General features: G+C 69.4%; 26 protein-coding genes. 12 read left to right on the plus strand and 14 right to left on the minus strand.

Annotated features, from left to right (window positions below; translation table 11 throughout):
* Positions 1–140: 140 nt before the first annotated feature.
* Positions 141–1,328 carry an AI-2E family transporter gene (locus AC1HFH_RS14750; protein WP_480243347.1) on the plus strand — a complete coding sequence of 396 codons (1,188 nt, stop codon included), beginning with the start codon at positions 141–143 and terminating at the stop codon, positions 1,326–1,328.
* 25 nt (positions 1,329–1,353) lie between these two features.
* Here the strand turns inward: AC1HFH_RS14750 and AC1HFH_RS14755 are convergent, their stop codons facing one another.
* Positions 1,354–2,202: a helix-turn-helix transcriptional regulator gene (locus tag AC1HFH_RS14755; RefSeq protein ID WP_480243348.1), complete on the minus strand. Its 849-nt coding sequence runs from the start codon at positions 2,200–2,202 to the stop codon at positions 1,354–1,356.
* A gap of 115 nt (positions 2,203–2,317) precedes the next feature.
* On the opposite strand from AC1HFH_RS14755, the gene AC1HFH_RS14760 reads away from it, so the two are divergent.
* Positions 2,318–3,085, plus strand: coding sequence for an SDR family oxidoreductase (locus AC1HFH_RS14760; protein WP_480243349.1), 768 nt, complete (start codon positions 2,318–2,320; stop codon positions 3,083–3,085).
* A gap of 23 nt (positions 3,086–3,108) precedes the next feature.
* On the opposite strand, the gene AC1HFH_RS14765 is transcribed toward AC1HFH_RS14760, so the two are convergent.
* The 5 genes from AC1HFH_RS14765 to AC1HFH_RS14785 all read right to left on the minus strand — a co-directional run bounded on the left by AC1HFH_RS14765 (position 3,109) and on the right by AC1HFH_RS14785 (position 6,697).
* Complete coding sequence (locus AC1HFH_RS14765; RefSeq protein ID WP_480243350.1) at positions 3,109–3,642, minus strand: DinB family protein; 534 nt, start codon at positions 3,640–3,642, stop codon at positions 3,109–3,111.
* Positions 3,643–3,860: 218 nt separating this feature from the next.
* Entirely contained in the window at positions 3,861–5,075 is a 1,215-nt protein-coding gene (locus AC1HFH_RS14770; protein WP_480243351.1) for an epoxide hydrolase family protein, read from the minus strand.
* Positions 5,076–5,178: 103 nt separating this feature from the next.
* Complete coding sequence (locus AC1HFH_RS14775; RefSeq protein WP_480243352.1) at positions 5,179–5,340, minus strand: hypothetical protein; 162 nt, start codon at positions 5,338–5,340, stop codon at positions 5,179–5,181.
* Positions 5,341–5,467: 127 nt separating this feature from the next.
* A complete protein-coding gene (locus tag AC1HFH_RS14780) occupies positions 5,468–5,932 on the minus strand; it encodes a MarR family winged helix-turn-helix transcriptional regulator (protein WP_480243353.1) in 465 nt (154 codons plus the stop codon).
* Between the two features lie 348 nt (positions 5,933–6,280).
* Entirely contained in the window at positions 6,281–6,697 is a 417-nt protein-coding gene (locus tag AC1HFH_RS14785) for a YybH family protein (RefSeq protein WP_480243354.1), read from the minus strand.
* A 516-nt stretch (positions 6,698–7,213) separates the two neighbouring features.
* On the opposite strand from AC1HFH_RS14785, the gene AC1HFH_RS14790 reads away from it, so the two are divergent.
* Positions 7,214–8,095: a TIGR03621 family F420-dependent LLM class oxidoreductase gene (locus tag AC1HFH_RS14790; protein WP_480243355.1), complete on the plus strand. Its 882-nt coding sequence runs from the start codon at positions 7,214–7,216 to the stop codon at positions 8,093–8,095.
* Positions 8,096–8,099: 4 nt separating this feature from the next.
* Here the strand turns inward: AC1HFH_RS14790 and AC1HFH_RS14795 are convergent, their stop codons facing one another.
* A complete protein-coding gene (locus AC1HFH_RS14795) occupies positions 8,100–8,501 on the minus strand; it encodes a response regulator transcription factor (RefSeq protein ID WP_480243356.1) in 402 nt (133 codons plus the stop codon).
* Here AC1HFH_RS14795 and AC1HFH_RS14800 point away from each other — a divergent pair.
* On the plus strand, positions 8,494–8,865 hold the full coding sequence (locus tag AC1HFH_RS14800; protein WP_480243357.1) for a DUF6223 family protein: 372 nt from the start codon (positions 8,494–8,496) through the stop codon (positions 8,863–8,865). The genes AC1HFH_RS14795 and AC1HFH_RS14800 overlap by 8 nt on opposite strands.
* A gap of 33 nt (positions 8,866–8,898) precedes the next feature.
* Here the strand turns inward: AC1HFH_RS14800 and AC1HFH_RS14805 are convergent, their stop codons facing one another.
* A complete protein-coding gene (locus AC1HFH_RS14805; RefSeq protein WP_480243358.1) occupies positions 8,899–9,891 on the minus strand; it encodes a DMT family transporter in 993 nt (330 codons plus the stop codon).
* A 73-nt stretch (positions 9,892–9,964) separates the two neighbouring features.
* On the opposite strand from AC1HFH_RS14805, the gene AC1HFH_RS14810 reads away from it, so the two are divergent.
* Complete coding sequence (locus AC1HFH_RS14810) at positions 9,965–10,879, plus strand: LysR family transcriptional regulator (protein WP_480243359.1); 915 nt, start codon at positions 9,965–9,967, stop codon at positions 10,877–10,879.
* Between the two features lie 24 nt (positions 10,880–10,903).
* On the opposite strand, the gene AC1HFH_RS14815 is transcribed toward AC1HFH_RS14810, so the two are convergent.
* Positions 10,904–11,710: an SAM-dependent methyltransferase gene (locus AC1HFH_RS14815; protein WP_480243360.1), complete on the minus strand. Its 807-nt coding sequence runs from the start codon at positions 11,708–11,710 to the stop codon at positions 10,904–10,906.
* 138 nt (positions 11,711–11,848) lie between these two features.
* Between AC1HFH_RS14815 and AC1HFH_RS14820 the strand changes: the two genes are divergently transcribed.
* The 6 genes from AC1HFH_RS14820 to AC1HFH_RS14845 all read left to right on the plus strand — a co-directional run bounded on the left by AC1HFH_RS14820 (position 11,849) and on the right by AC1HFH_RS14845 (position 20,140).
* Positions 11,849–14,017 (plus strand): putative bifunctional diguanylate cyclase/phosphodiesterase, encoded by a 2,169-nt coding sequence (locus tag AC1HFH_RS14820; RefSeq protein WP_480243361.1) that lies wholly within the window; start codon positions 11,849–11,851, stop codon positions 14,015–14,017.
* 7 nt (positions 14,018–14,024) lie between these two features.
* The gene (locus tag AC1HFH_RS14825) at positions 14,025–15,119 is read left to right on the plus strand and encodes a coiled-coil domain-containing protein (protein WP_480243362.1); all 1,095 of its coding nucleotides are present in this window, start codon (positions 14,025–14,027) and stop codon (positions 15,117–15,119) included.
* 61 nt (positions 15,120–15,180) lie between these two features.
* Positions 15,181–16,185 (plus strand): phosphatase PAP2 family protein, encoded by a 1,005-nt coding sequence (locus tag AC1HFH_RS14830; RefSeq protein ID WP_480243363.1) that lies wholly within the window; start codon positions 15,181–15,183, stop codon positions 16,183–16,185.
* Positions 16,186–16,248: 63 nt separating this feature from the next.
* On the plus strand, positions 16,249–16,836 hold the full coding sequence (locus AC1HFH_RS14835) for a DUF308 domain-containing protein (RefSeq protein ID WP_480243364.1): 588 nt from the start codon (positions 16,249–16,251) through the stop codon (positions 16,834–16,836).
* Positions 16,837–17,029: 193 nt separating this feature from the next.
* Complete coding sequence (locus tag AC1HFH_RS14840) at positions 17,030–18,448, plus strand: three-helix bundle dimerization domain-containing protein (protein WP_480243365.1); 1,419 nt, start codon at positions 17,030–17,032, stop codon at positions 18,446–18,448.
* A 129-nt stretch (positions 18,449–18,577) separates the two neighbouring features.
* Positions 18,578–20,140 (plus strand): endoglycoceramidase I, encoded by a 1,563-nt coding sequence (locus tag AC1HFH_RS14845; RefSeq protein WP_480243366.1) that lies wholly within the window; start codon positions 18,578–18,580, stop codon positions 20,138–20,140.
* A gap of 13 nt (positions 20,141–20,153) precedes the next feature.
* Here AC1HFH_RS14845 and AC1HFH_RS14850 read toward each other — a convergent pair whose 3' ends face one another.
* Complete coding sequence (locus AC1HFH_RS14850; RefSeq protein WP_480243367.1) at positions 20,154–20,276, minus strand: hypothetical protein; 123 nt, start codon at positions 20,274–20,276, stop codon at positions 20,154–20,156.
* Positions 20,255–20,443 carry a hypothetical protein gene (locus tag AC1HFH_RS14855; protein ID WP_480243368.1) on the minus strand — a complete coding sequence of 63 codons (189 nt, stop codon included), beginning with the start codon at positions 20,441–20,443 and terminating at the stop codon, positions 20,255–20,257. Before AC1HFH_RS14855 ends, AC1HFH_RS14850 begins: the two co-directional genes overlap by 22 nt.
* A gap of 99 nt (positions 20,444–20,542) precedes the next feature.
* Between AC1HFH_RS14855 and AC1HFH_RS14860 the strand changes: the two genes are divergently transcribed.
* Positions 20,543–20,728: a hypothetical protein gene (locus AC1HFH_RS14860; protein ID WP_480243369.1), complete on the plus strand. Its 186-nt coding sequence runs from the start codon at positions 20,543–20,545 to the stop codon at positions 20,726–20,728.
* A 13-nt stretch (positions 20,729–20,741) separates the two neighbouring features.
* Here the strand turns inward: AC1HFH_RS14860 and nuoN are convergent, their stop codons facing one another.
* Genes nuoN through nuoL form a run of 3 tightly spaced genes read right to left on the minus strand, consistent with a single transcriptional unit; the run spans position 20,742 to position 25,884 of the window.
* Positions 20,742–22,346 (minus strand): NADH-quinone oxidoreductase subunit NuoN, encoded by a 1,605-nt coding sequence (nuoN, locus tag AC1HFH_RS14865; protein WP_480243370.1) that lies wholly within the window; start codon positions 22,344–22,346, stop codon positions 20,742–20,744.
* 38 nt (positions 22,347–22,384) lie between these two features.
* A complete protein-coding gene (locus AC1HFH_RS14870; protein ID WP_480247854.1) occupies positions 22,385–23,992 on the minus strand; it encodes an NADH-quinone oxidoreductase subunit M in 1,608 nt (535 codons plus the stop codon).
* Between the two features lie 5 nt (positions 23,993–23,997).
* A complete protein-coding gene (gene nuoL, locus AC1HFH_RS14875) occupies positions 23,998–25,884 on the minus strand; it encodes an NADH-quinone oxidoreductase subunit L (RefSeq protein WP_480243371.1) in 1,887 nt (628 codons plus the stop codon).

Genomic DNA, 25,884 nt, shown 5'->3' on the forward strand with positions numbered 1-25,884 from the left:
CCGTGCCGACCGGTGAGGCGCCGGCCCGTGTCGGTGGTACGGTCCTCCGGCAATGGCGCGGTCCTCTCGGAACCCCGGCGTACCGGCTCGCGGCCGCGTGGATGCCTGCGGATCCGGTGGTGCCGTGCGAGACTGGCGCCGTGAACGGGGATGACCGCGCAGTATCGAACGACACCTCTGCCGACACCGGTGCCGCACCGCCTGATCGCGGCCAGGTGATCGGCAGCGGGGTGCTGTGGCTGGCCAAATGGGGCCTCGCCATCGTCGCCATCGCGGCCGGGGCATGGGTGATCGGGTTCGTCATGGCCCGGTTGTGGGTGGTGCTGCTGCCGGTGCTGCTCGCGATCGTGGTGGCGACGGTGCTGTGGCCGCCCGCGGCCTGGTTCGTCCGCCGGGGCATGCCGCCCGCGCTGGCCGCGACGTTCAGTCTCGGCGGGTTCATCGCGGTGCTGGCCGGGGTGATCGCGGGAATCGTTCCGTCCGTGGTCGACCAGGCGCCGTCGCTGGCCGACAAGGCCACCGCCGGAGTCAACACGGTGCAGGACTGGTTGCAGGGCCCGCCGCTCAACGTGGGAGACGAACAACTCGATTCCGCGGTCGAGGCGATCGTGTCGCGGGTGCAGTCCAGCGCCGACCAGATCGCCACCGGCGTGTTCACCGGGGTCAGCACCGCCACATCGGCCCTGATCACGCTGTTCCTGGTGCTGGTGCTGTCCTTCTTCTTCATCAAGGACGGCCCCCGGTTCATGCCGTGGCTGCACAACACCATCGGCAGCCCCGCCGGCCGCCACCTCGAGGAGGCGCTCGGTCGGATCTGGCACGTCCTCGGCGGATTCATCCGCACCCAGGCCGTCGTCAGCTTCATCGACGCCCTGCTGATCGGGCTCGGCCTGGTGATCCTGGGTGTTCCGCTGGCACTGGTGCTGGCGGTGATCACCTTCCTGGGCGGATTCATCCCGATCGTGGGTGCGTTCGTGGCGGGGGCGCTCGCCGTCCTCGTCGCGCTGGTGGGTAAGGGGTTCACCACCGCGCTGATCGTCCTCGGCATCATCATCGCGGTGCAGCAGCTGGAGGGAAACGTCCTGCAGCCGGTGCTGCAGAGCCGGACCATGAAACTGCATCCGGTCATCGTGCTGCTGTCGGTCACCGCCGGCGGCGCGCTGTACGGCATCGTCGGCGCGTTCCTCGCGGTGCCGGTGGCGGCGGTGGCCGCGGTGGTGATCCGTTACGTCGGTGAACAGATCGACGTCGTCACCGCCGAGCCGGACACCGACACCGAAGACGAGCGGGCGGGCGAAAAGCCCGCCGACGTGGATTCGGCGAGCTGAGCAGCACCCGCACCCGGACGGTCGTTCAGTCGGCGTCGAGGAACTGCTGATCACCCAGCACCGCAGCGAGCCGGAGTTTGTCGAAGTCCTCGGTACCGGGTGCCGCGGTCAGCACCAGCAGCGCCTGGGACTGGTCCTCGGTGAACAACACCTGGCAATCGACGTCGATGGGGCCGATATCGGGGTGCAGGATCGTCTTGTGGTCGGTGAACCGGACCGCCACCTCGTGTTGCTGCCACAGCTCGCGGAACTCGGCGCTGCGGGTGTGCAGCGCCTCGGCCAGCGCGGCGGCAGGGGAGCCGGGGCCCTGCACGGCCGACGCCGCACGCAGGGCCGCGACATGCGCGCGGCTCTGGCGGGCATGATCGTCGGGTGGGTAGTACCGCCGCTCGGTGCCGGGGTGAGCGAACCAGCGGTAGATATCGCTGCGGTCGGGGCCCCGGAAATGCCGCCGGTCCCCGAGCAGGGCCCGGGCCGGCTGGTTCTGCACCAGGACTTCGCCGATCTGGGTCAGGATCATTGCCGGGGTGTCGGCGAGCCGGTCGAACACCCGCAGCAGCGCCGGCGCCACATAGGTGGCGGTGGCGGGGCGCGGTGGCGGATTCTGCCCGGCGACCCGGTGCAGGTAGTCACGTTCGTCGGGAGTCAGACGCAACGCGCGGGCCAGGGCGTCGAGAATCTGCGGGCTCGGTTGCGGGCCGCGGCGCTGCTCCAGACGTGCGTAGTAGTCCGGTGACATTCCGGCCAGCGTGGCGACCTCTTCCCGCCGCAGCCCCGGTGTCCGCCGCCGGGATCCCGCGGGCAGGCCGACATCGGCGGGCCGCAGCGTCTCCCGGTGCCGCCGCAGAAAATCCGCCAGCTGGGTCCGATCCACCCGTTCATGATGCACGCCTCCACCGTGCCGCGGGCCGGGACCGGTAGCCAGGGACTCCCGATCCCTGGGTAAGCGGTCCGTTCCTGCCTGGCACCGCGCCGTCGATACTGACGACATGGACATCCACGCAGGCAACACCCTCTTCATCCCCGGCGCCACCAGCGGAATCGGGTTGGCCCTGGCGCTACGATTCCAGGCCGCCGGCAACACCGTGATCATCGGTGGGCGGCGTCAGGACCTCCTCGACCGGATCACCGCCGAGCATCCGGGGCTCATCGGTATGCCGATCGACGTCACCGACCCGGCCTCGATCACCGCGGCTGCCGGCAAAGTGATCGCCGACCATCCCGAACTCGACGTCGTAGTCACCATGGCCGGAATCATGCGACCCGAGGACTGGCACACCGCCGCCGGTTTCCTCGACACCGCCGAAGCCACCGTCACCACCAATCTGCTCGGCACCATCCGGCTGATCGGCGCATTCGTCGACCACCTGGCCACCCGTCCCGAGTCGACCATCATGACCGTTTCCTCCGGACTGGCGTTCGCGCCGCTGCGGATCACCCCGACCTACAACGCGACCAAGGCCGCGATCCACATGCTCAGCGAATCGCTGCGCCTGCAACTGGCCGACACTTCGATCGAGGTGATCGAGCTGGTCCCGCCCGCGGTGCGGACCACGCTGATGCCCGGCCAGGAGGACAGCGAGTGGGCGATGCCGCTCGACGATTTCGCCGACGAGGTGATCCAGATCCTGTCCACCCGGCCCTGCACCACCGAAATCCAGGTCGAGAACGTGAAATTCCTGCGCTACGGGGAAGCCCGCGGCGACTACGACCAGGTCGTGGCGGTGTTGAACAGCCACGATCCGCACGGAAAATAGGTCGGCTCCGGCGGAGCGAACGGTCAGCGGGTCGGGTCTGCGCCCGCGGCCCGGAACAGGCGGAGCTGGCCGATTTCGGCGGCGTTCTTCATGAGTTCGGCGTTCACCCAGGCGAAGGTATCGGCGACCGTCCGCTGCGGGACCCCGGTCCACGGGAACCGGGCCGGTGCGTCGAGGTCGGCGTCGTCGCACCGGTCGAGTACGGCACGCCATTCGGTGTGCAGATCCCGTAACCACTCGACCGCGTGCTCCGGGCCCGGCCACCGAATATCGGTGCGGTCGCGGGGCGGGCGGTGGCAGGCATGGTCGAGAGCAGTGGACCACCACCAGCCGATATGCCAGCCGAGCCAGGCGATGGTGGGCACCGGTACCGGGTCCGGCTCGACGTCGGCCCAGTCCGGGACCCAGTCACCGGAGGCATCCTGCCGCACGGTCCAGCACAGTGGTGCCGGTTCCCAGAGGTGATCCTCGGGCTGCAGCAGGTCGAGGTGATATTCGAACAGCGCCCAGGTCAGGTCGAACTGGAAACGCAGCAGGTCTCGTCGTGAACCGGACATGCCGTGAGCATCCCAGATCCACGAGCGCTGCCGCGGAACCGGCCCGGCCGACAGCGGTGCGGTGCTGTCCACCGTCGACTTCGATCGGGGCGGCATCCCGCCGGCCGAGTACGGGGCGACGACGAGGCAGGCGGCACCGACCGGTCAAGTAGTGGCCGTTCCGGTACCGGCGGCGTGAGGCCTGGACCCGGGTGGCCGCCCGGCTGGTGGTTGCCGGATCAGAGTGCGGTGAAGAAGTCCCGCACGTCGGCGGCGAACAGGTCCGGTACCTCCATGGCGGCGAAGTGGCCGCCGCGGTCGAATTCGGTCCAGTGCCGGATGTCGTACAGTCGTTCGGCCAGGGGGCGCACCGACTGGGTGATGTCATGCGGCAACACGGCCACCCCGACCGGCACGGGGCAGTCGGCGCTTCCGCGGGCGGCGTCGTGGTGCAGGCGGGCCGAGGAGGCAGCGGTCGCGGTGAACCAGTACAGCGAGATGTCGGTCAGCATCCGGTCGTCGGGGATCCGCGAGGTCGGGTCGGTCCATTCGGCGAAACGCTCGGCGATCCAGGCGAGCTGGCCGACCGGCGAGTCGGTCAGGGCGTAGCCGACGGTCTGTGGCGTGGTGGCCTGCAGCGCCTGGTAGGGCGGCCGGTTCGCCATCAGGTGCCGGACCTTGTCCAGACGGGCTTCGTCGGCCGCCGACAGGTCGATTCCGGCAGCCGGATCGGGACGGGTCGGCAGGTAGTTGACGTGCACCCCTACGACGTTCTCCGGTGCCACGGCACCGAGTGTCAGAGAGATTCCCGCGCCGAAGTCACCACCTTGTGCGCCATAGCGCCGGTAGCCGAGGCGGTCCATCAGCTCGGCCCAGGCCCGGGCGATCCGCGCATGGTCCCAGCCCCGTTCGTGTGTCGGCCCGGAGAAGCCGAACCCCGGGATCGAAGGGATCACGAGGTGGAAGTCGCGGGACAGTGGTTCGATCACGTCCCGGAACTCCAGGAACGAGCCGGGCCAGCCGTGGGTGAGGATCAGTGGCAGCGCGTCCGGGTTGTCGGAGCGCACGTGCACGAAGTGGATGTTCTGGCCGTCGATCTCGGTGGTGTAGTGCGGTAGTTCGTTGAGCTGAGCTTCCTGTTCACGCCAGTCGAACTCGGTGCGCCAGTATTCGGCGAGCTGTTGTAGCCGGGGGAGTGGGAACCCGTAGTCGGTGCCGGCGTCGGCGACCTCGTTGGGCCAGCGGGTGCGGGCGAGGCGGTCGGTCAGGTCGTCGAGGTCGGCCTGGGGGATGTCGATCTCGAACGGGGTGATGGCGGTGGGGTGCACAGTCGTCTCCCGGATGGTGGTGTGGTGCGGGTCGGCCGGGGCTGCGGGGGAGGTGCAGCCGGATGCGGTGAGGGCGAGGGTGATTGCGGCGAGGCCGGCAGTGGCATATCGGATCGGCCGGTACATGTCGACTCTTCTCATATCGTTGGCGCGACCAACAATAACTCAGAATGTTGGCCGCGCCAACTAATTGAATGAACGGCGAGGTCGGCGCCGAATCACCGGTAGGTCAACGATCCAACGTGGATTCGCGTTGCAGGCGCGACAACTTGTCCGGATTGCGCACGAAGTAGAGCCCGATGACCGAGCCGTGGTCGATCCGCACCGCCACGACGCCGTCGATCTCGCCGTCCAGCCGGACGAGCAGCGCAGGCGCGCCGTTGACGTGCACCGGCTCGATCGACGCCCGGTCGCCCCTACCGGGCGCGGCGCTCGTGGTGCGCGTAGCTACGGTCGGTGCAGGCGGGCCGACCGCCGGAGTCTCCGACGCGGATGGCGCGGCGCCCTGGTGCGGGCGCCTATTCCCGACCGTGCGGACGATCGGCGGCATCGACGATCCTGGTCAGCAGCCCGACGAGGTTTCGGCGTTCGGTGGGGGACAGGCCGGCCAGCAGCACATCGTTCGCGTCGTCGAGGGACCGGTCCAGGTGCTCCAGGTGCGCGGTTCCCGCAGGGGTCAGGGAGATGATGTTGCGGCGTTTGTCGTCCGGGTCCGGATGCCGCTCGATGAACCCCCGGGTGCCGAGTTCCCCGACGGACAGGGCGATATCGCTGCGGTCGATCCCGGTGCGGCGGCCGAGGTCCGCCTGGCTCGCCGCACCGAATTCGCGCAGGGTCACCAGCAGGGCGTAGTGGTACCGCCGCGCCCCGGCTGATTCGAGGATCGGATCGATCAGCCGGTTCGCGGTGGTGGCGGCCAGGTTCAGCAGCCGGCTGGGCATGGTCCGCAGCCGTGCCGGCGCGACACCCCGGTCGTTCTCCATGGCATCAACGTAGCAAGGTCGGGTCCCAGCGTGACAGCGTCGAACCGAGGAAAGGGCGACCGTCATCCAGCCGGCCTGGTGGACCTCGGCGAAGTAATGGTACGGCCGCACCAGCGGCCATAGTTCTGCATGTGTTTCGGCACGATTCCGTTTGGTTTGTGCACACGAAACGAAACGGGTCCGGCGCCAGGGCTCAGCATCGAGAGGTGAGAGTCTTGGCCTCCGATAAGGTTCACTTATCGGGGGCCAGAATGATCCGGGTTCTGCGGTCGAGTCCTTCCGATTGTTTCGTTTCGTTTCGTGTGCAGAACACGTAACCAACGTAACGAAATGCAGTGGAACTGCTCGTCACGAGACGGGGTCGGCGACTGTCGTGTCGGGGAACGAATGATGCTCATGGCTGACCCGCCAATGCCCGTCCTCCTTACGCAGGCCGAGGGTGAGTCGCAGCCGCAGCTCCGGTGTATCGGCCAGCTCTTCCGGTGTGCCACAGCGGAGGAGTGCGAAAGCGAAGGCCACGTCGGTGCCGGCGGTGATCTCCAGGGACAGGATGTCGAAGTCGGCGCCGCGGGACAGCCAGTCGAAGAACCCTGGCCAGGTCTGCCGGTAGGCGTCGAGGCCGCGGACCCCGTCGTGCGGGGGCGGTACGTCGAACATGACGATGTCGTCGGTGTGGCCGGTCAGTACTTCCTCGAGGTCACCGGCGCGGACGGCGGCCGCCCAGTTCTCGATGAGGGTGCGGATGAGGTCTTCGTCGGTCGACATGGTGTCGTCCTTCCCGGAGCGCACCGATCCTCGGAGGACCGGCCGGTGGGAATCTCCCACTACCCATAGGACGCCGTGACCCGGGCCGGACTCATCGCGAGGAGCCGAACTCACCGGTGACGGAGGCGGGGAGACCGAAACGCGATCCGCAGCGGGCGCATCCGGTGCGGAATCCGTCGGCAACTCCCGCTGCCGTTCGACCACGGTCATCGGTTCGTCGCGATCCGGTGCAGTCACGCACGGAAGTCGCGAACCTCGGTCCCCGTGCACATCGCCCGCCACGCGGGGAGCAGCGATTCCTGCAACGCGTCGTCCGCGGCGTGCACCGATCCGAGCATCCGGCAACGGTGCAGAGGGAGCTCGGCACGCAGCGGCCCCGCGAAGCACTCGAACTCGTCTCGGGTAGCGCCGGCACCACTGGAGGCCACCGATCGATCATCGCCGACCGGCACTGCGCGGCGAACCCCTGCTGTCACAGTGACGGAATCCGGTCCGGCTTCCTGGTAGACAGGAAACGTGACAGCACAAGGTTTCCGGTTCGGGGTGAACATGCTGGTTCCGAGTTCCAGGAAGGAGTGGGTGGACAAATGCCGGCGGGCCGAGCAGCTCGGCTACGACGTGGTCGGCGTGGCCGATCATCTGGGGTTGCCCGCACCGTTCCCGGCGATGATGCTCGCCGCAGAGGCCACCGAACGGGTCCGGATCAACACGTTCGTCCTCGATACACCGTTCTACAACCCGGTTCTGCTCACCCGGGATGTCGCCACGGTCGACCGATTCACCGACGGCCGGGTGGAACTCGGCCTGGGCGCCGGCTATGTGCAGGCGGAGTTCGAAGCCGCCGGCATGCCCTTTCCTAGTGCCGGCGCGCGGGTAGCGCACCTCGAACGGACCGTGCGCACACTGCAGGACTGTTTCGCCGACACCGAGTTCCGGCCGCAGCCGGCGCAGGCCGGCGGGCCGCCGCTGCTGATCGCCGGGTGGGGCGACCGGGTGCTGCGGCTGGCCGCCGAGCACGCCGATGTCGTCGCGTTCACGGGCGCCGCCGCCCCCCAGGACGGTGGGCCGATCCGGCTCGCCGACCTCGACACCGCGGCCCGGCGGGTGCAGTACGTCCAGGGCCTGCTCGGTGAACGCCGGGACCGGGTCGAACTGAACATCCTGGTCCAGCGGGTGGTTCCGGGACAGCAACGGGATGCGCTGGCGGCCGAGGTCGAGCAGGTCCTGCCGCCCGGAGCAGCCGACAACCTCGAACAGATCCCGACGCTGCTGGTCGGTTCTCCGGCCGAGATGGCCGCCCGGCTGCGGGAGCGCCGGGAAACCCTCGGACTGTCCTACATCACGGTGCTGGAGGACAGCATGGACAGCTTCGCACCGGTCATCGCGGAACTGCGTTGACCGGTCACCGGCTTCGCGGCGTCACCAGCCCCGATTCGTAGGCGAAGACGACCAGCTGCGCGCGGTCGCGGGCATGCAGTTTGGTCATCGCGCGGTTGATGTGCGTCTTGACGGTCAGCGGCGTGATCGCCATCCGCTGGGCGATCACGCCGTTGTCCAGGCCGTGCGCCACCAGCGCGACGGCCCAGTCGACGATATGTGCCCTGCGCACGGCAGCAGAGTAGCGGCCGAACCGGAGTGGCGACACCCGCGAACGGAGGATTCGTCGCTGCTGCGGCTGCGGTAGTGACGGCGATGCTGCGGCCGCCGCGGCAGTACGGAATGTCCACCTGCGCACGATGCCGATCGGCAGTACACGCGACATCATCGGATCCACCAGCACGTCGTCGAGGAGAATCATGGCCATCCGGAACCCGTTCACCACATCGCTTTCCATGCCCACCGAGGGTGCGCCGGTCGCTGCGGCCGAGATGACCTCCGGTCGCCTGGGTCCGACGCTCACCGCATTCGTCGCACTGGCGGGCGCGATCGTCGGCGGTATCGCATTGCTCCGGGCCGACAGCCACCGTAGCGGCCGGGCCGCTCCTTTCGCCGTGGCGGCCGGAGTCGTCGCGATCGTCGTCGGCACCTGGTTCGCGGTCACTGCCGAGGGGGGACCCGGCACCGGGAACGGCATCGTCGGGGCATGGGCCGCGATCGGGTTCGGGGTGATCGGCCTCGTTCTGGGCGGCATGGCACTGGTGCGCTCCCGGAAGGTGCGAGCCGGATGACGGTGCCGTCAGACGGTTTCCGGGGCCGGACCGCTACCCGGGGGTGGGTCGCTCCGGCCGCGCGGCGGGTTCGGGGTGGGTCTCGATGGTGCCGGGCGGTGCATTACCGGTCTTACCGGTCCGAGGCCGGGGTGGTCGGGTGGCGTAGCGGGCGGTGACGACGACGAGGCCGCACCCGGTCAGTTGCAGCAGTGTCGGCCGTTCGCCGATGGCGATGCCGATACCGACCGCCGGAATCGGTTGCAGCGCCATCAGCGTGGCGCCGACACTCGGTGTCAGCCGGGGGAGTGCCGAGTTGACCAGCAGCCAGGTGAGAACCTGCCCGAACAGGGCCACGGCGACCAGCCAGCCGAATGCGGCCGGCGGTGGCGTGAGGTCGAGCCCACCCCAGCAGGCCCCGACGATACCGGCACTGACGGTCGCGGCCGCCGTGGCCGTGCACACCGGGGTCACCGCGGAGCCGCCGGTGGCGGTGGCCATATCGCGCCGCATCAGATACAGATACCCGGCGAAGGCGAGCCCGGCGGCCGACCCGAACATCAGCCCGGCGACCGGATCGGTGCCCGGTGCGGCGGCGCCGGTCGCACCGCTGGCCAGGACCACGCCGCCCAGGATCATCGGTGCGGCCACCAGGAACCGGCGGGGCAGCGCCACCCGGTCGAGCACCAGGGCGAGCAGCGGGAACACCACGATCTGGAGGTTGATCAGGACGGTGGCGACGCCGGCGCCGACCTGATGGATACTCGCCGACCAGAACACGAAATCGATACCCAGCAGGGCGCCGGCGGCGACGGGGGCAGCGTGGATCCGGGTGCGTTGCCCGGTGGCCCGGCCGATCCGGCGCTGTTCGGCGACGGCGAGCGGCACCAGCACGACCAATGCGAGCGCGCACCGGAAGAAGGCCGCGGTCCCGGCCGAGGTCTGCGACAACTTGATGAAGGCACCCGATGCAGATGTGCACATGATGCCCGCCAGGAGCACCACGGCGGGCGGAACCGCCCGGTGCGCGGCAGGATCGACGGTCATCCCTCCACCGTGCCGACCCGGATGCCCAAGTAAAAGCGGCAATCCGTCGGCAGAAATCAGTAGAGTTGCTTATGTGTTGAGTCTGGAGCGGCTGCGAGCCCTGGCCGCGGTCGCTACGCACGGCTCGATTGCGGCCGCCGCCCAGGATCTGCACATCACCCCGTCCGGAGTGTCCCAGCAGCTGAACAAGCTCGAACGCGAAGCCGGCCACCGGCTGCTCGAACCACACGGCCGCGGTATCCGACTGACCCACGCCGGCCGGGTGCTGGCCGGCCACGCCGAAACGATGCTCGCGCAGGCAGCGGCCGCCGAAACCGACCTGCGTGACCTGCACACCGATCTGGTCGGCCCGTTGCGCATCGGCGCGGTGAGCAGTGTGGTCCGGGAACTGCTCACCGACGCACTGCGCATTCTCGCCGCGGAACAGCCGCGGCTGCGGCCCGGCGTCACCGACGGTGAAGGCATCGACATGCTGCCGGCCCTGCTGGCCGGCGATCTGGACATCGCGCTCGTCGACTCCTGGCAGACCCGTCCGCTGCGGCTGCCTCCGGGACTCGGTGCGCGCAGCATCCTGTCCGAACCACTGGACATCGCTCTGCCTGCCGGACATCCGGCGGCCGACCGAACCGAGCTCGATATCGCCGATCTGTCGGAGATGCCGTGGGCGAACTGTTCGGCAGGTACCGACCCGTACGAAGCGCTACAGCAACTCGCCCGCCGGCACGGATTCGAACCCGACATCCGCTACACCGTGGCCGACTACACGACCCAGATGCGTCTCGTCGATGCGGGCCTGGCCGCCGCCCTCATCCCCACCATGGCGCAACGCAACGCACCCGCCGGGATCCGGCTGATCCCGTGCCGCACCCCGGTACGCCGCGAGGTCGACGCCGTCTGGCGCACCGGTGCCGGAGGGCCACTGGTCCGCTGCTGCCTCGCGGCACTCGACCGGGTGCGCGACGGCCTCGACGCGCCGGCCACCGGCTGACCACCGGCGGCCGATGGTGCCGGATCAGTCCTTGCGGGCGACGGCACCGTACGCGCCGGAGCGTTCGGGATGCTCGCCGACATCGGCGGGGTCCTCGGGCCGCCACAGCGGCAGATGGACGAGGCCGGGTTCGAGCATGGTCCAGCCGGCGAAACAGGCCTCGATCTCGTCCCGGGGCCGCAGCACGATCTCGGTGGAGGTGCGGCCGGACAGTTTCTGCGCCTCCAAGACCTCGGCCGGCTGGCCGTCGGCGGTGGCGTGGGTGATCGCCAGATAGCTGCCGGACGGTACGGCATCGCGCAGCCGGGCGACGCAACCGGCCGGATCGGCGTCGTCGGCGACGAAGTGCAGCACCCCCAGCAACAGGATCGCGACCGGCTTGTCGAAATCGATCAGCCGGGTGACCTCCGGATCGGTGCGGATCGCGTCGGGTTCGGCGGCATCCGCCCGGACGACGGTGGCGTTCGGGTTGCCGGCCAGGATGGCCTGACTGTGGGCGACCGCGACCGGGTCGATGTCGACGTAGACGACCCTGGCCGCCGGGTTCGCCGCCTGCGCGACCTCGTGCACATTGCCCACCGTCGGAATGCCGGAGCCGATGTCGAGGAACTGCTCGATGCCCTCCTCGACGAGGAACCGGACACAGCGGCGCAGCAGATCCCGGTTGGCCCGCATGGTCTCGGCGACATTCGGGGTGAAGGTCTCGATCTGCTGGGCGAGCTGCCGATCGATCTCGAAGTTGTGCATACCGCCGACGAAATAGTCGTAGACCCGCGAGGCGCTGGGCCGGTCTAGATCGATACCGTCGGGGGCCCAGCTCGGTCTGCTCATCGGTCCCGGCATTCCTTTCGCACCAGCTGTTTCGACGCCGACAGCACCTGCCGGCGCGGCTGGCCGCCATGGTAACCGACCGGAGACGGAAGCACCTGCAGTTCACATCTGCCCGGTGCCCGGCTAGCATCGAAGCCCATGGGTTGGGATGCCGGGCCCGGAGCTGTACCCGATGGCTCGTACGCCGACCTGGCCGGTCGATGGCTGACGGCGCTCCGGGGTGGGGCGCGTGATCACGTCGTGCCGATGAGCGCCGCCGAGGCCGGTCGGCTGCTCAGCCGGCTGGCACGCGAGTTCGGCGAAGCTGCCTTCGGCGCCGAACCGGAACGCGCCGCCGCGGCGGGCGCCGATCTGGCCCGCGGTCATTTCGTCGGTGACGAGGCCCTGGGCCGCAGCATCGAGGTGCTCACCGCCCATTTCACGACGGCCGGAGTGCCGACCGACCGGCTCGGCGCGGCGGCCGGTGCGTTCGCCAACGGCTATCTGCAGGCCTTCCGTTCCTGGCTGCTCGCCGAGCAGGAAAGTGTGCGGAGCGCCGAGATCGCGGCGCGGCGCGCGGCCGAGGAACAGCTGCGAGCCAGCGAGGCCCGGATGCGTGGCGTGTTCGCGCAGGCCGGTGTCGGTACCGGTCTGTCGGATATGACGGGCCGGATCATCGAGGTGAATGCCGCCTTCGCGGAGATGCTCGGCTACCGTCCCGAGGAGATGCGTGAGCTGTCGGTCACCGATCTCGCGCATCCGGACGACGCAGCCGGCATGTGGGAGCTGTACGACGCGCTGATGCGCGGCGAATGCGACAGCGTGCGCCTGGAGAAGGCCTATCCGCATCGGGACGGGCACGCCGTCTGGACCAACCTCAACGTCTCCCTCATCCGGGACGATCGGGGCGTCCCGCAGTACACGCTGGTACTCGTGGAGGACATCTCCGAACAACGCGCCCTGCAGGAGAGCCTGCGCTACCGGGCACACCACGATCAGCTGACCGGCCTGGCGAACCGTTCCCGGTTCTTCGACGCGCTGGCCGCCGCATTCGACGATCCCGCGTCCGGCGTCGGGCTGTGCTATGTGGATCTCGATCATTTCAAGACCGTCAACGACACCCACGGACATGCGGTGGGCGACGATCTGCTGGTCCTGGCGGCGGCCCGGCTGCAGGAGTGCCTCACCCGGCCCGACCAGCTGGTGGCGCGGATGGGTGGCGACGAATTCGTGATCCTGGTGCCGGATCCGGGGCATCCCGGTGCGGTGGCGGAGCTGGCCGAAACCGTGCTCGCGGCCCTCGCCGAGCCGTTCGAGATCAACGGGCAGCGGTTGCGGGTCGGTGCCAGCGTCGGCGTGATGGAGGAACGGTCGGATCGGGACAGCGTCGACGAGTTCCTGCAGGCCGCGGACACGTCCATGTACTGGGCGAAATCGGCGGGCCGGGGCTGCTACGCGGTCTTCGACCCCGATCGCGGCCGCCGCGAACACGCCCGGGCCGAACTGTCCGCGGCCATCCCGGAGGCGCTGGCCGCCGGTGAATTCTTCCTCGACTACCAGCCGATCGTGGCGCTGGCCGACGAACGGATCGCCGCGGTCGAGGCCCTGGTGCGGTGGCGGCACCCGGAGTTGGGTGTCCTGTCACCCGCCCAGTTCATCGACCTGGCCGAGGACAACGGGCATATCGCCGCGCTCGGCGCCTACGTGCTGGAGCAGGCGTGCCGCACCGCCCGCCGCTGGTTCGACCGCGATCCGGCCGCCGCCCCGGTCATCAGCGTGAACGTCTCGGCGGTGGAGGTCGCCGACCCGGCGTGGCTGGCGCGGGTGACCGGAATCCTCACCGAGACCGGAATCCCGCCGGAACGGCTGCAGTTGGAGCTCACCGAACGCGTGTTCATGGCCGACGACGGTGGCCCGCTGGCCGCGCTGCGTACCCTGTCGGAGGCCGGTGTCCGGATCGCCCTCGACGACTTCGGGACCGGATACTCCAATCTCGCCTACCTCGGCCAGTTGCCGCTGCAGGTGGTCAAGCTGGCCGGGCCGTTCATCCAGCGGATCCGGGACTGCGACAGCGCGAGCGCCACCGATTTCGTGGTGCTGGAGACGATCGTCGGTCTCACGCACACCCTCGGATTCACCGTGACCGCGGAATGCGTGGAGACGCGGTTCCAGGCCGAGCAGCTGCGGGCCCTGCACTGTGATACCGCGCAGGGCTGGTACTTCCATCGGCCGCTGCCGGAGCAGCGCGTGACCGACCTGCTCGAGGAGCAGCGGGCGGGTCGCTACGATGCCTCCGATGTCGAGCGTATGCAACTTCCCAGGATGTAATCGCACGGTGCCGCGCGCCGGGGGTCCCGGGCGGCCGTCGGAGTACTGCGATCATCCCGACCACACCCGGTGGCGGGCCTGGCGCGAGCGGCAGCGATTACAGCAGCACGACGATCAGCAGGCCGATCCGGGCACCGCCGGCGCCGCACCGGTGACCGCGGCCCGGCTGCGTGCCGATGAGCTGCTCGGCCAGTTCCGCGGCCTGGCCGAGCAATTGGGAGACACGATGCGCGCGGCGGTGGTGGAGCTGGGCACGCTCGGCGATCCGTCGGTGGCCGAGGCACAGGTGCAGGCGGTGCAAGCCGATGCGGCGCGGCGGATCGCGGAAGCCGAAGGGGCGGCCGTCGCGGCCGAACAGGCGCGCCGCGACGCCGCAGCCGAACGGGCACATGCGGAATCGGTCGCCGAGGATGCGGTGCAGGCCGCGGAGCGCGCCGAGGAACGCAGCACAGCGGCCGAAACGGCCCGCGCCGCCGCGCTCGCCGAACTGGAACAGGCGACCAAGCAGGCCGCCGACGACGTCTTCGCGGCCCGCAGCGCTGCCGAGGAGGAGATCCGGGCGGCCCGGCAGGAGCTGGCCGAGCAGCAGGCTGCCACCGACGCCGAGGCCGACCGGCGGATCGAACTGGCCCGGCAGCAGGCCCAGGCCGAGACCGCCGAGGCCCGGCGCGAGGCCGCCGCCCGGGTCTCGGCGGCACAGGCGGAGCGGGACCTGGCCGTCCAGCGGGCAGCGGATGCCGAGCGGGCCACCGAACGCGCCGAGCAGGCCGCTGCCGAACGGGTGGAGGCCGCCGCCGAGGCCCGGGAGGAGTGGCGGCGAGTCCGTACCGACCTGGACCGGGCCCGCGCCGAAGTCGACGAGTTGCGCGCCGAACTGGACAGCCGCCGTAGCGAAATCTCCGAACTGCGGCGCGCCGAGACGGCGGCCGCGGCGGCGCATCGGGCAGAACTGGCGGCGGTAGAGGAACGGCTGCGGGCCGATTCGGCGGCTCGCCTGGCCGCCTTGGACGACGCCCGTACACAGACGCTGGCCCGCGCCGAACGTGCGGAACGCCAGCTCGACGAGCTGCTGGCCGCCGACCGGACACCCGCAGAAGGTTAGCTTCGGCACCGAACCGAACCGCGATGGTGTCGAAAATGAACGGAGATGGAAGACTGGCCGAATGGCTGGGTTGTCCACGGTCGAACCGGAGGTTACCGAAGCGCGGTCACCGCGTCCGGTGCTGCGTCGTGTGGTGTGGTACGGGTATCTGATCGCGCTGGCGATCGCGATCGTCACCGGGTTGATACCGGGCGGTCGTCTCACCGAAGCGGGCTGGATTCTCGCCGGCATCGTGGCATTCGCCATCGATCGGCCGTGGCGTGATCATCTGCGGGTGGTGCTGGACTGGCTGCCGCTGATCGGTGCGCTGCTGGTGTACGACTTCACCCGCGACCTCGCCGATACCGTCGGCATGCCGCTGCGGATGCAGGAACTCGTCGATGCGGACAAGTGGCTGTTCGGCGGTACGGTGCCGACCGTCTGGCTGCAGGAGAATCTGGCCTCCGACGGGCAACCCTGGTGGACCCCGATCACCGGTGTCGTCTACACCACGCACTTCATCGTTCCCTGGCTGGTCGCCGCGATCTTCTACGTGTACTCGCGCCCGCTCTGGTCGAAGTACATGCGCCGCATCCTGCTGCTGTCCTATCTGGCCCTGGTCACGTATGTGCTGGTACCGGCGGCCCCACCGTGGTACGCATCGCGCGAAGGCGTGCTGCCCGAGGGGATCCGCCGGATCGCCGGGTTCGGCCTCGGTGTGGTGCCGTCCGAGGACAGCGCGGAGTTCCTGGAGGCACACGGCAACTATGTCGCGGCCCTGCCCTCGCTGCACACCGCGTTCGCGGTGCTGGTGGCGCTGACCCTGTGGCCGCTGGTCCAGCGATGGTGGCTGCGAGTGCCGATCGCGATCTTCCCGTTCGCTATGGCGTTCACCCTGGTGTACGGCGGCGAGCACTATGTCGTGGACGTCCTGCTCGGTTTCGCCTATGTCGCCCTGACCGAGGTGCTGGCCCGGATGTGGGAACGCCGCAAGAATCCGCCGGAACCCCCGGTGAAGACCATGGAGCCCGAGCCGGTCGAATCGACGCGAACGGCGGCGCCGATGGACGCCGCCGCGGCGAGCTGACCCGGGACGCACGACAATCAGCGAATATCCGGCAATCCGGAGGGTGCGGCCTATGATGTCGGCATGCCCGCATACGACTCCGGGGGGCAGGAGTTCGGAAACGGAATACAGCAGGCCATCCGCGTCGGTGGGGCCGGTGCGGTCATCGGCGGGCTGGCGATCCTGGTGTGGCCGGGGCGGGATCTCGAGACCGTCCAGTTGCTGCTCGGTGGCTACCTGCTGCTGATGGCGGGGGTACAGGCCTATCTGGCGGTGCATGCGGAGCGGGTCGGTGCGATCCGGCTGCTCGTCTTCGGATGTGCCGTGATCACCCTGGCGCTGGCGGTGTTCTGCCTGCGTGGCGACAACTCGGTGCTGTTGCTGGCGTTGTGGACCGGGGTGGGGTGGGCGATGGTCGGCATCGTGCAGGCGGTGATCGCGGTCTCCGACGACCGGTTGCCGCTGGCGGTGCCGAACGAGATCTGCGGCGTCGCGACCGTAGCGGGCGGGGTGGTCGTGATCGTCGCAGAGTTCGACGATCTGTCGGGGATGGCGGTCCCGGTGGGTATCGGTCTCCTCGTGATCGGTGCCGGGCAACTACTGGCCGGCGGCGCCGGGCTGTCGCGTGCGCAGACCGCGGCGGCCGGCGAGCCGGTGCGCAGCACAGGCTGAATTCCGCAGCGCAAGGGAACTTCCGGCCAACGCCCGGAATCGGTTCGGGGATAACCTGTCGAACTCTGCGTTCCCGCCGGTGTACCGGTCGGTGCCGACGCTGCCCCGGCGGTAGCGTGTGCCGCCGGGGCAGCGCCGGTGGGAGCGTGTTCGGCGCGCCGTGTCGAGGAGTTGCGAGGGTAGGAGAGTACGGGTGGCGCTCGATTCCACCGGCGGCGACGCCGAGGTATCCCGGCGAGAAGATCAGGCCATCGAACGGGTCACGCAGCATCTGGTTGCCGGCTTCGCGGGGCAGGTGCCCGGCGATCGGGTGCGTTCGACGGTGGGCGCCGCGCGCGACCGATTCGCCGACCGTCCGGTGCGTGAGTTCGTGCCGATTCTGGTGGAGCGGATCGTGCGGGCCGAACTCGAGGCGGCATCGGCCGCGACGCAGTCCACTGCGGCCGATGCGCAACCGGCGGCGACCGGGACCGCGGATCGGCCGCAACGTAAGCATGGGCGCACCGCCGCTCCGCTGCTGACTCGGCGGCGGATGCTGCCGGTCGGCGCCGTGGCGCTGGCCGGTGTGGTGACCGCCGGCGCCGTCGTGGCCTGGCCCGACAGCGCGCCCGAGCAGGCGGCGGCGACCGGGGTGCCGCCGATGGTGGTGCGCGGCGTGGTCGGATCGGAGAAGATGGCGTTCTTCGACGATCCCCGGGTCGCCGAAGCTTTCGCCGAGCACGATGTGCGGGTCGATGTGACCCCGGCCGGTTCGCGGCAGATCGCCACCTCGGTCGATCTCGGCAGCGCAGATTTCGCCTTTCCCGGTAGCAGTCCGGCGGCGGAACGGATCCAGCGTGCGCACGACATCACCGCGGCCTACACCCCGTTCGCCTCGCCGATGGCGATCGCCACCTTCGGGCCGATCGCGCAGTTGCTGACCGAGGCGGGGGTGGTGCGCCGGGGGCCGGTCACGACCTTCGACATGGACCGCTATCTGGAGTTGACCGGCACCGGGACCCAGTGGGACGACCTGCCCGGCAACCTCGGGTACCCGGTGGACAAGCACATTCTGGTGTCGACGACCGACCCGCGGACCTCCAATTCCGCCGCCATGTTCCTGTCCATCGCGGCCTACGTCGCCAACGACAACGCCGTCGTCCGAGGCCGGGTCGCCGAACAGCATGTCCTGCCGGCGGTGACGAGGTTGTTCCTGGCGCAGGGCTACACCGACAACAGCAGTGCGGGACCGTTCGACCGATACCTCGCCGACGGGATGGGGCCGACTCCGCTGGTCTGCATCTACGAGGCGCAGTTCGTCGAGGCCGCGGGGGCGGGGCGCATCCGGGACGACATGGTTCTGATGTACCCGTCGCCGACGGTGCTGTCGCGGCACACGCTGGTTCCGCTCACCGAGTCCGGCGACCGGATCGGCCGCTTGCTGACCGAGGACCCGCAGCTGCAGCGGCTCGCGGCCGAGCACGGCTTCCGCACCCGCGATCCGCGGCAGTTCGTTCAGGTCGCCACCGACCGCGACGTGGCTGCGCCCGAGGAACTGATCGATGTGGTGGACATCCCGGCCTACGACACGCTCGAACGGTTGCTGACCGGGGTGGCCGCGGCCTACGACTGAGCGACGGAGGCGGACAGGCGTTTTCGTCGGATCGGGTGCTTGACCGCCCTCCTGGGTCGGCGCTATGGTCGGCCGACCTTCGAATTGGACATGAGTCCAGTTCGGGGTGATCCGATCCAGGAGTGAATGATGAACGGACGACTCCACCGTCTGGCCGGCGCGGCACGATCGACGATTCGGCGATTCGCTGCCGCCGGATGCGCCGTCGGCCTGCTGCTCACCCCGGTCCCGGCCACCGCCGAACCGCCCACGCCGCTGACCCCGCTGCATGCCGACGGCTCCCGCCTCGTCGACGGATTCGGCCGCACCGTCCTGTTGCACGGTGTGAACAACGTGGACAAGGACGCACCCTATGTCCAGCCCGGCGACGGGTTCACCGTCACCGACCGTGATGCGGAACTCCTGGCCCGGTACGGTTTCAACACCGTGCGGCTCGGTGTGTCCTTCGACGGGCTGATGCCCGAGCGCGGCGTGATCGACCACGCCTACCTGGACCGGGTCGCCACCGTGGTGGACACCCTCGCCGCGCACGGTATCTACACCCTGCTGGACAACCACCAGGACGGCCTGTCCTCGATCTGGGGTGGCAACGGCTTCCCGGAATGGTCCCTCCGGGCCCGGCCCGGCGCCGACGAACCCAATCCCGGCTTCCCGCTGTACTACCTGATGCCCAGCATGAACGCAGGCTGGGACGAGGTGTGGCACAACACCTACGGTGTGCTCGATCATCTCGGCGCCGCCCTGGGTGCGCTCGCCGAACGGGTGAACGGGCATCCCGGCGTCCTCGGGATCGAGCTGATGAACGAGCCGTGGCCCGGTTCGCCGTTCCTGACCTGCTTCCCGGACGGCTGTCCCGAGTTCGACACGGTCTACCAGGCGGCGCTGCAGCGACTCACCGACGCCGTCCGGTCCCGCAATCCCGCGGTCCCCGTGTACTGGGAACCAAATGTCACCTGGAACGAGACGATGCCGAGCCATCTCGGGAAGAACCCGCCGATCAGCAGCCCCGATATCGTCTTCGCGCCGCACGACTACTGCATTCCGAGCCAGCTGGCCATCTATCTCGGGCTACCCGAGGAGCTGCGGGCGGTGTGCCCGGTCCAGCAAGACAAGACCTGGGCAAATATCGACGCATTCCGCAACCGCACCGACATCCCGACGCTGGTCACCGAATTCGGCGACGGCGATCCGGACGTCCTGCACAACACCCTCGTGCGCGCCGACGAACGGTTCGTCGGCTGGCAGTACTGGCACTACGCCTCCGCCTTCACCGGCGACCGGCTCGACGGCGATCCGTTCGCCGGCGCGATCGGTGCAGAACTCGTCCGCACCTATCCCCGGGCCACCGCGGGAATCCCGGACCGCATGGTCTTCGACAGCGGTACCGGTGATTTCGCCTACCGGTACCGGCCTGAGCCGAGTGCCCGCCCGACCGAGATCTTTGCCGGCGACCGCGTGTACCCGGACGGCTACGAAGTCCTCGTCGACGGCGGCCGCGTCACCTCGCCGCCGGATGCGCGCATCGTCACCGTCGAGGCCGACGGGACCGCACCGGTCACCGTCCGGATCCATCGTCCCGGATCGCACGGCGCCGAGCTGCCCGACGGCGGTACCGGTTCCGCGGGGACCGGCTCGGCCGGAACAGGTTCGGCGGCAGGCCGGCCGAAGCTGCCGACCGGATCGGCAGGTTGATCGATCCGTATCCCTAGCCGCGCCACGGATCGATCAACCGGACGCCGGTGGGCTCGAAATCGCGGACATTGCGGGTGACCAGGCTGAGCCGATGAGATTCCGCAGTGGCCGCGATCAGCCCGTCGACCGGGTCCACCGGCCGGAAGCTTCGGAGCGCACCCGGAGCCGCCCCCACGCCTGTGCCACTGCCTGGTCCACCGGCAGGACTCGCCGTTCGAACCGGCCGGGAAGCTCCTCGGCCAGCCGCCGTTCCAGCCGTTTGCGCCGCAGGCCGGTCGGCATCCGCTCGACTCCGCGGCGCATACCGCGTCCGTGTCGAGGAGGAACCTCGGTGGTCCGGGCGGCCGGTGAACTGTGACCGAGAACAGGTGCCGGGCCGCAGAGTTCGCTACGGTATGGACCATGGCAGACCGGTCCGACGATGCGCTCACCTCCACGCGGGAATTCGATGCCCTGCTCGACTTCGACCTCCAGGACGAGGAGCTCGACACCGCGCCGTCGCCGCGGATCCGGGTGCTCGCCGCGGTCACGGCTGGGGCGATGCTGCTGGGTGCGGCCGCCACCGTGCTGGTGATCGTCCTCGGCTGAGCCGCCGCGGCAGTCAGCTGACGAACTCGGCGGCCCGGTCGGCCAATTCGAGGACGGGTTGCGGCAGCACCCCCAGGATGAGGGTGGCGCCACCGGTGAACGCGATCACCACGGTGGTCAGGAAAGGTGCCGTGACCGTCGGGGCGTCCGCGGACGGTTCGGTGAAGAACATCAGGACGATCACCCGCAGATAGAAGAATGCGGCGATCGCACTGCACAGCACGCCGACGATCACCAGATACCCGGCGTCGGCGCCCGCGGCCGCCGCGAACACCGCGAACTTGCCCACGAATCCGCTGGTCAGCGGGAGACCGGCGAAGGAGAGCAACAGCAGCGCGAAGGCGGCGGCGGTCAGCGGGGCACGCCGCCCCAGGCCGGCCCATCGGGGGAGGGCCGTCGCCTCCGCACCCGAGGGCTCCCGCACCAGCGTCACCACCGCGAACGCGCCGACCGTGCCGAGACCGTAGGCCAGCAGATAGAACAGGGTCGACGACAGCCCGGCCCGGTCGGCGGCCGCAACACCGACGAGCACGAATCCGGCGTGCGCCACCGACGAGTAGGCGAGCATCCGTTTAATGTCGGTCTGCGTGACGGCCAGCACCGCGCCGACCACCATGGTCGCGATCGCGACCGCCGCGAGCACCGGCCGCCAGTCGTCCCGCAGACCCGGCACACCCACGTACAGCACCCGGACCAGAGCACCGACGGCGGCGATCTTGGTGGCGGCCGCCATGAACCCGGTGACCGGAGTGGGCGCACCCTGATACACATCGGGCACCCAGGACTGGAACGGCACCGCACCGACCTTGAACAACAAGCCCACCGCGAGCATCGCGACACCGAGCAGCGCCAGCGTGTCGTTCCCGCCGTCGGCCACCGCGGCAGCGATACCCGGCAGCCGCACCGTCCCGGCCGCACCATAGAGCAGGGCCACGCCGTACAGGAAGAACGCCGACGAGAAGGCGCCCAGCAGAAAGTATTTGAGCGCCGCCTCCTGGGACAGCAGCCGCCGGTACCGGGCCAGCCCGCACAGGATGTACAGCGGCAGCGACAGCACCTCCAGGGCGACGAACATCGTGAGTAGATCGTTCGCCGCCGGAAACAGCAGCAGCCCGCCGATCGCGAGCATCGTCAGCGGAAACACCTCGGTGGTGGTGATACCGGCCCGGGTGGCCGCCCGTTCGGTACTGCTGCCGGGCACCGCGGACGCCTGCGGTGTGAAGGCATCGACCCCGCCCGCTGCCGCCGCCGCCCGGCTCCAGGTCCCGGGCCCGGAACGCGCCGACACCGCAGGTGCGGCGCTGCGTTCGGCGATCAGCAGCAGCCCCAGGATCGACACCACCAGCAACGCACCCTGCAGGAACAGGGTCACACCGTCCACGGCGACCGCACCGGCCACCGCAGTCGCATCCGTGCCCGCCAGCAGGACCACCGCGACCAGTGCCGCAACCAGCCCGCCGACACCGAGTGCGACCTGTGTCCGATACCGGTGGGCGCGGGGCACGAACGCGTCCACCAGCACACCCGCTACCGCGGCACCGAACACGATCAGCATCGGTGCGAGCAGGTGGTATTCGATGCTCGGCGCCGGCAGGGTCGCCGCGAGTTGGTTCGTCATCGCTCAGGCCGTCCTCGACTCGGAAAGATGGTGGGCGCTCATTCGTGTTCGGCACCGGTCGCCGGTGCACCGGCTTCCAGCGGAGGTGGCGAGATCGCCGGTTCGGGGTCGGTGCGGTCGATCGTCGCCATCGTGTGCCCGACCGCCGGGTTCACCACATCCAGTACCGGTTTCGGATACAGCCCGAGGAACACCAGCGCCGCCACCAGCGGCACCACGACCGCGAGCTCGCGCGGCACCAGATCGGTCAGGTGCTCGTTGCCCGGCCGCAGCGGGCCGGTCATCATCCGCTGGTACATCCACAGCACATAGATCGCGGCCAGGACCAGCGCGCCGGCCGCCAGCACCGCCGCCACCTGGTAGCGGTTGAAGGTACCGACCAGGACCAGGAATTCGCTGACGAACGGCGCCAGACCCGGCAGCGACAACGTCGCCAGACCGGCCACGAAGAAACTGCCGGCCAGGACCGGCGCCACCTTCTGCACTCCGCCGAAGTCCGCGATCATCCGGCTACCGCGGCGGGAGACGAGGAACCCGGCCACCAGGAACAACGCAGCCGTCGACAGGCCGTGGTTGACCATGTACAGCGTCGCACCGGCCTGGCCCTGACTGGTCATGGCGAAGATGCCGAGAATGATGAACCCGAAGTGCGAGATCGACGTGTACGCGATCAACCGCATCACATCGGTCTGCCCGATCGCCAGCAGGGCGCCGTAGAGGATCCCGATCACCGCCAGGGTGATCACCAGCGGCGCATAGGTGTTCGCCGCCTCGGGGAAGATCAGCAACCCGAACCTCAGCATCCCGAAGGTCCCGACTTTGTCGACAACCGCCATCATCAGCACCGCGCTCGCCGGCGTCGCCGCGACGGCCGCGTCCGGCAGCCAGGTGTGCAGCGGCCACAGCGGCGCCTTCACCGCGAACGCGAACATGAAACCGAGGAACAGGGCATTGAGCACCGCGGTGCTGCCGCCCAGTTCGCCGGACCCGGCGGCGCCGATCACGGTGCGCAGGTCGAACGTGCCGGTCGCGCCACCGAGCCCGGCGCGGGCGGTGAGGACGTAGAGACCGATCACGGCCGCGAGCATGATCAGGCCGCCGAAGAGGTTGTACAGCAGGAACTTCACCGCCGCCCGGGCACGGCGGCGCCGCTGTTCGGGGTCCGCGGACCGCATGCCGAACCCGCCGATGAGGAAGTACATCGGGATCAGCATCGCTTCGAAGAAGATGTAGAACAGCAGGATGTCGAGCGCCAGGAACGACATCAGCACCATCGACTCGACCAGCAGGGTGAGCACCACATACAGGTGGGTGCCGCGGGACCCGCCCGGTCCACCGTCGTGCCAGCCGGCCAGCAGCAGTAACGGCACCAGCGCCGCGGTCAGTACGATCAGCGCCAACGCGATCCCGTCGACGCCGAGCGTGTACCCGACGCCGAACGCCGGGATCCACTCGCGCGATTCGACGAGCTGGAACTGGGCACCGCCTGGTTCGAAACGCACCGCGACGACCGCCGCCAGCACCAGCACCAGCAGCGACACCGCCACCCCGGCCCACCGGGCCGCAGTGCGCTGCGCCGCGGGCAGCGTGAGTATCAGCAGCGCGCCGATCGCCGGCGTCAGCCAGAGCGCAGTCAGCCAGGGCATTGCGGTCACCAGATCCTCACTGCCAGCAGGGCGGCGGCCACCACGGCCGCGCCGGCGAACATGGACAGGGCATAGGAGCGCACGAAACCGGTCTGCCACCGCCGCGCGCGGGCCGACAGACCACCGATCGCCGCTGCCGTGCCGTTCACCAGGCCGTCGATCCCGCGGTTGTCCAGGAACACCAGGATCCGGGTGAGATGACGGCCGGGCCGCATGAACACGGCCTCGTTGACCGCATCGCCGTACAGGTCACGGCGGGCGGCAGTGGTCAACGCACGCACCTGCTGCGGCGCGGTGTCCGGTACCGGGCGCTCGGCGTACCGGTAGTAGGCGGCGGCGACGCCGAAGGCGACGACCGACAACGCCAGTGCCGTCACCACGCCCGGCGACAGCATCGGCGTGCCGTGATGCGCACCCAGCACCGGTTCGAGCCAGTTCTGCAGCGACGACCCCCACACGAACACCGCGCCCGCACCGACCGAACCGATCGCCAGCAGGATCATCGGACCGGTCATGACCGGTGGCGCCTCGTGCGGATGCGCGTCGTCGCGCCAGCGGCGCGGCCCGAAGAACGTCATCAGCATCACGCGGGTCATATAGAACGCGGTCAGCCCGGCGCCGAGCAGCGTGACGGTACCGAGCAGTACACCGGTCACGCCACCCTGGCCGAACGCGGCCTCGATGATGCGGTCCTTGGAGAAGAATCCGGCGAACGGCGGCACCCCGATGATCGCGAGATACCCCAGCCCGAAGGTGACGTAGGTGATCGGCAGGACGGTGCGCAGGCCACCGTAGCGGCGCATATCCGTTTCGTCGTTCATCGCATGCATCACCGAACCCGCGCCCAGGAACAGGCCGGCCTTGAAGAAGCCGTGGGTCAGCAGATGCATGATCGCGACGGCGTACCCGGCCGGTCCGAGCCCGACGGCGAGCACCATGTAACCGATCTGGCTCATCGTGGACGCGGCGAGCGCCTTCTTGATGTCGTCCTTGGCGCAGCCGATGACGGCACCGAACAGCAGGGTGACCGCGCCGACGACGAGCACACCGGCGCGGGCGGCCGGCGCGAGATCGAAGATCGCGTTCGAGCGGGCGATCAGATACACCCCCGCGGTCACCATGGTGGCGGCGTGGATCAACGCCGACACCGGGGTGGGGCCCTCCATCGCGTCCCCGAGCCAGGACTGCAACGGCACCTGGGCCGATTTGCCGCACGCGGCGAGCAACAGCAGCAACCCGATCACGGTGAGCGTGGTCTCGCTCGCCAGCGGCGCGCCGGCGAACACGGCGCCGAAATCGAGGGTGCCGAAGGTGGCGAACATGACCATCATGGCGATCGCCAAGCCCATGTCACCGACCCGGTTCACCACGAACGCCTTCTTCGCCGCGGTCGCCGCCGACGGTTTCCGGAACCAGAAACCGATCAGCAGATACGACGCCAGGCCCACGCCCTCCCAGCCGAGGTACAGCACCAGATAGTTGCCGGCGAGCACCAGGACCAGCATGGCCGCGAGGAACAGGTTCAGATAGCCGAAGAACCGCCGCCGGCCCGGATCGTCGGCCATGTAGCCGATCGAATACACGTGGATCAACGACCCGACACCGGTGATCAGCAGCGCGAAACACATCGACAGCTGATCGAGTTGCAGATCGAAACCGACCTGCAGCTCGGCAACCGGCACCCAGCGGAACAGTTGCGTGGTCACCGCCCGGTCCGCGTCGGCACGGCCGAGCATCGCCACGAATGCGACCACGGCGACAGCGAACGAGGCGAGCGCAGCCGCACACCCCAGGTAATGACCCCAGCGGTCCGCGCGACGCCCGGACAGCAACAGCACGACGGCCCCGGCCAGCGGCAGGGCGGGCAGCAGCCACAACGATGCGGTGTCCAT

Source organism: Nocardia sp. KT25-26 (genome assembly GCF_056627695.1).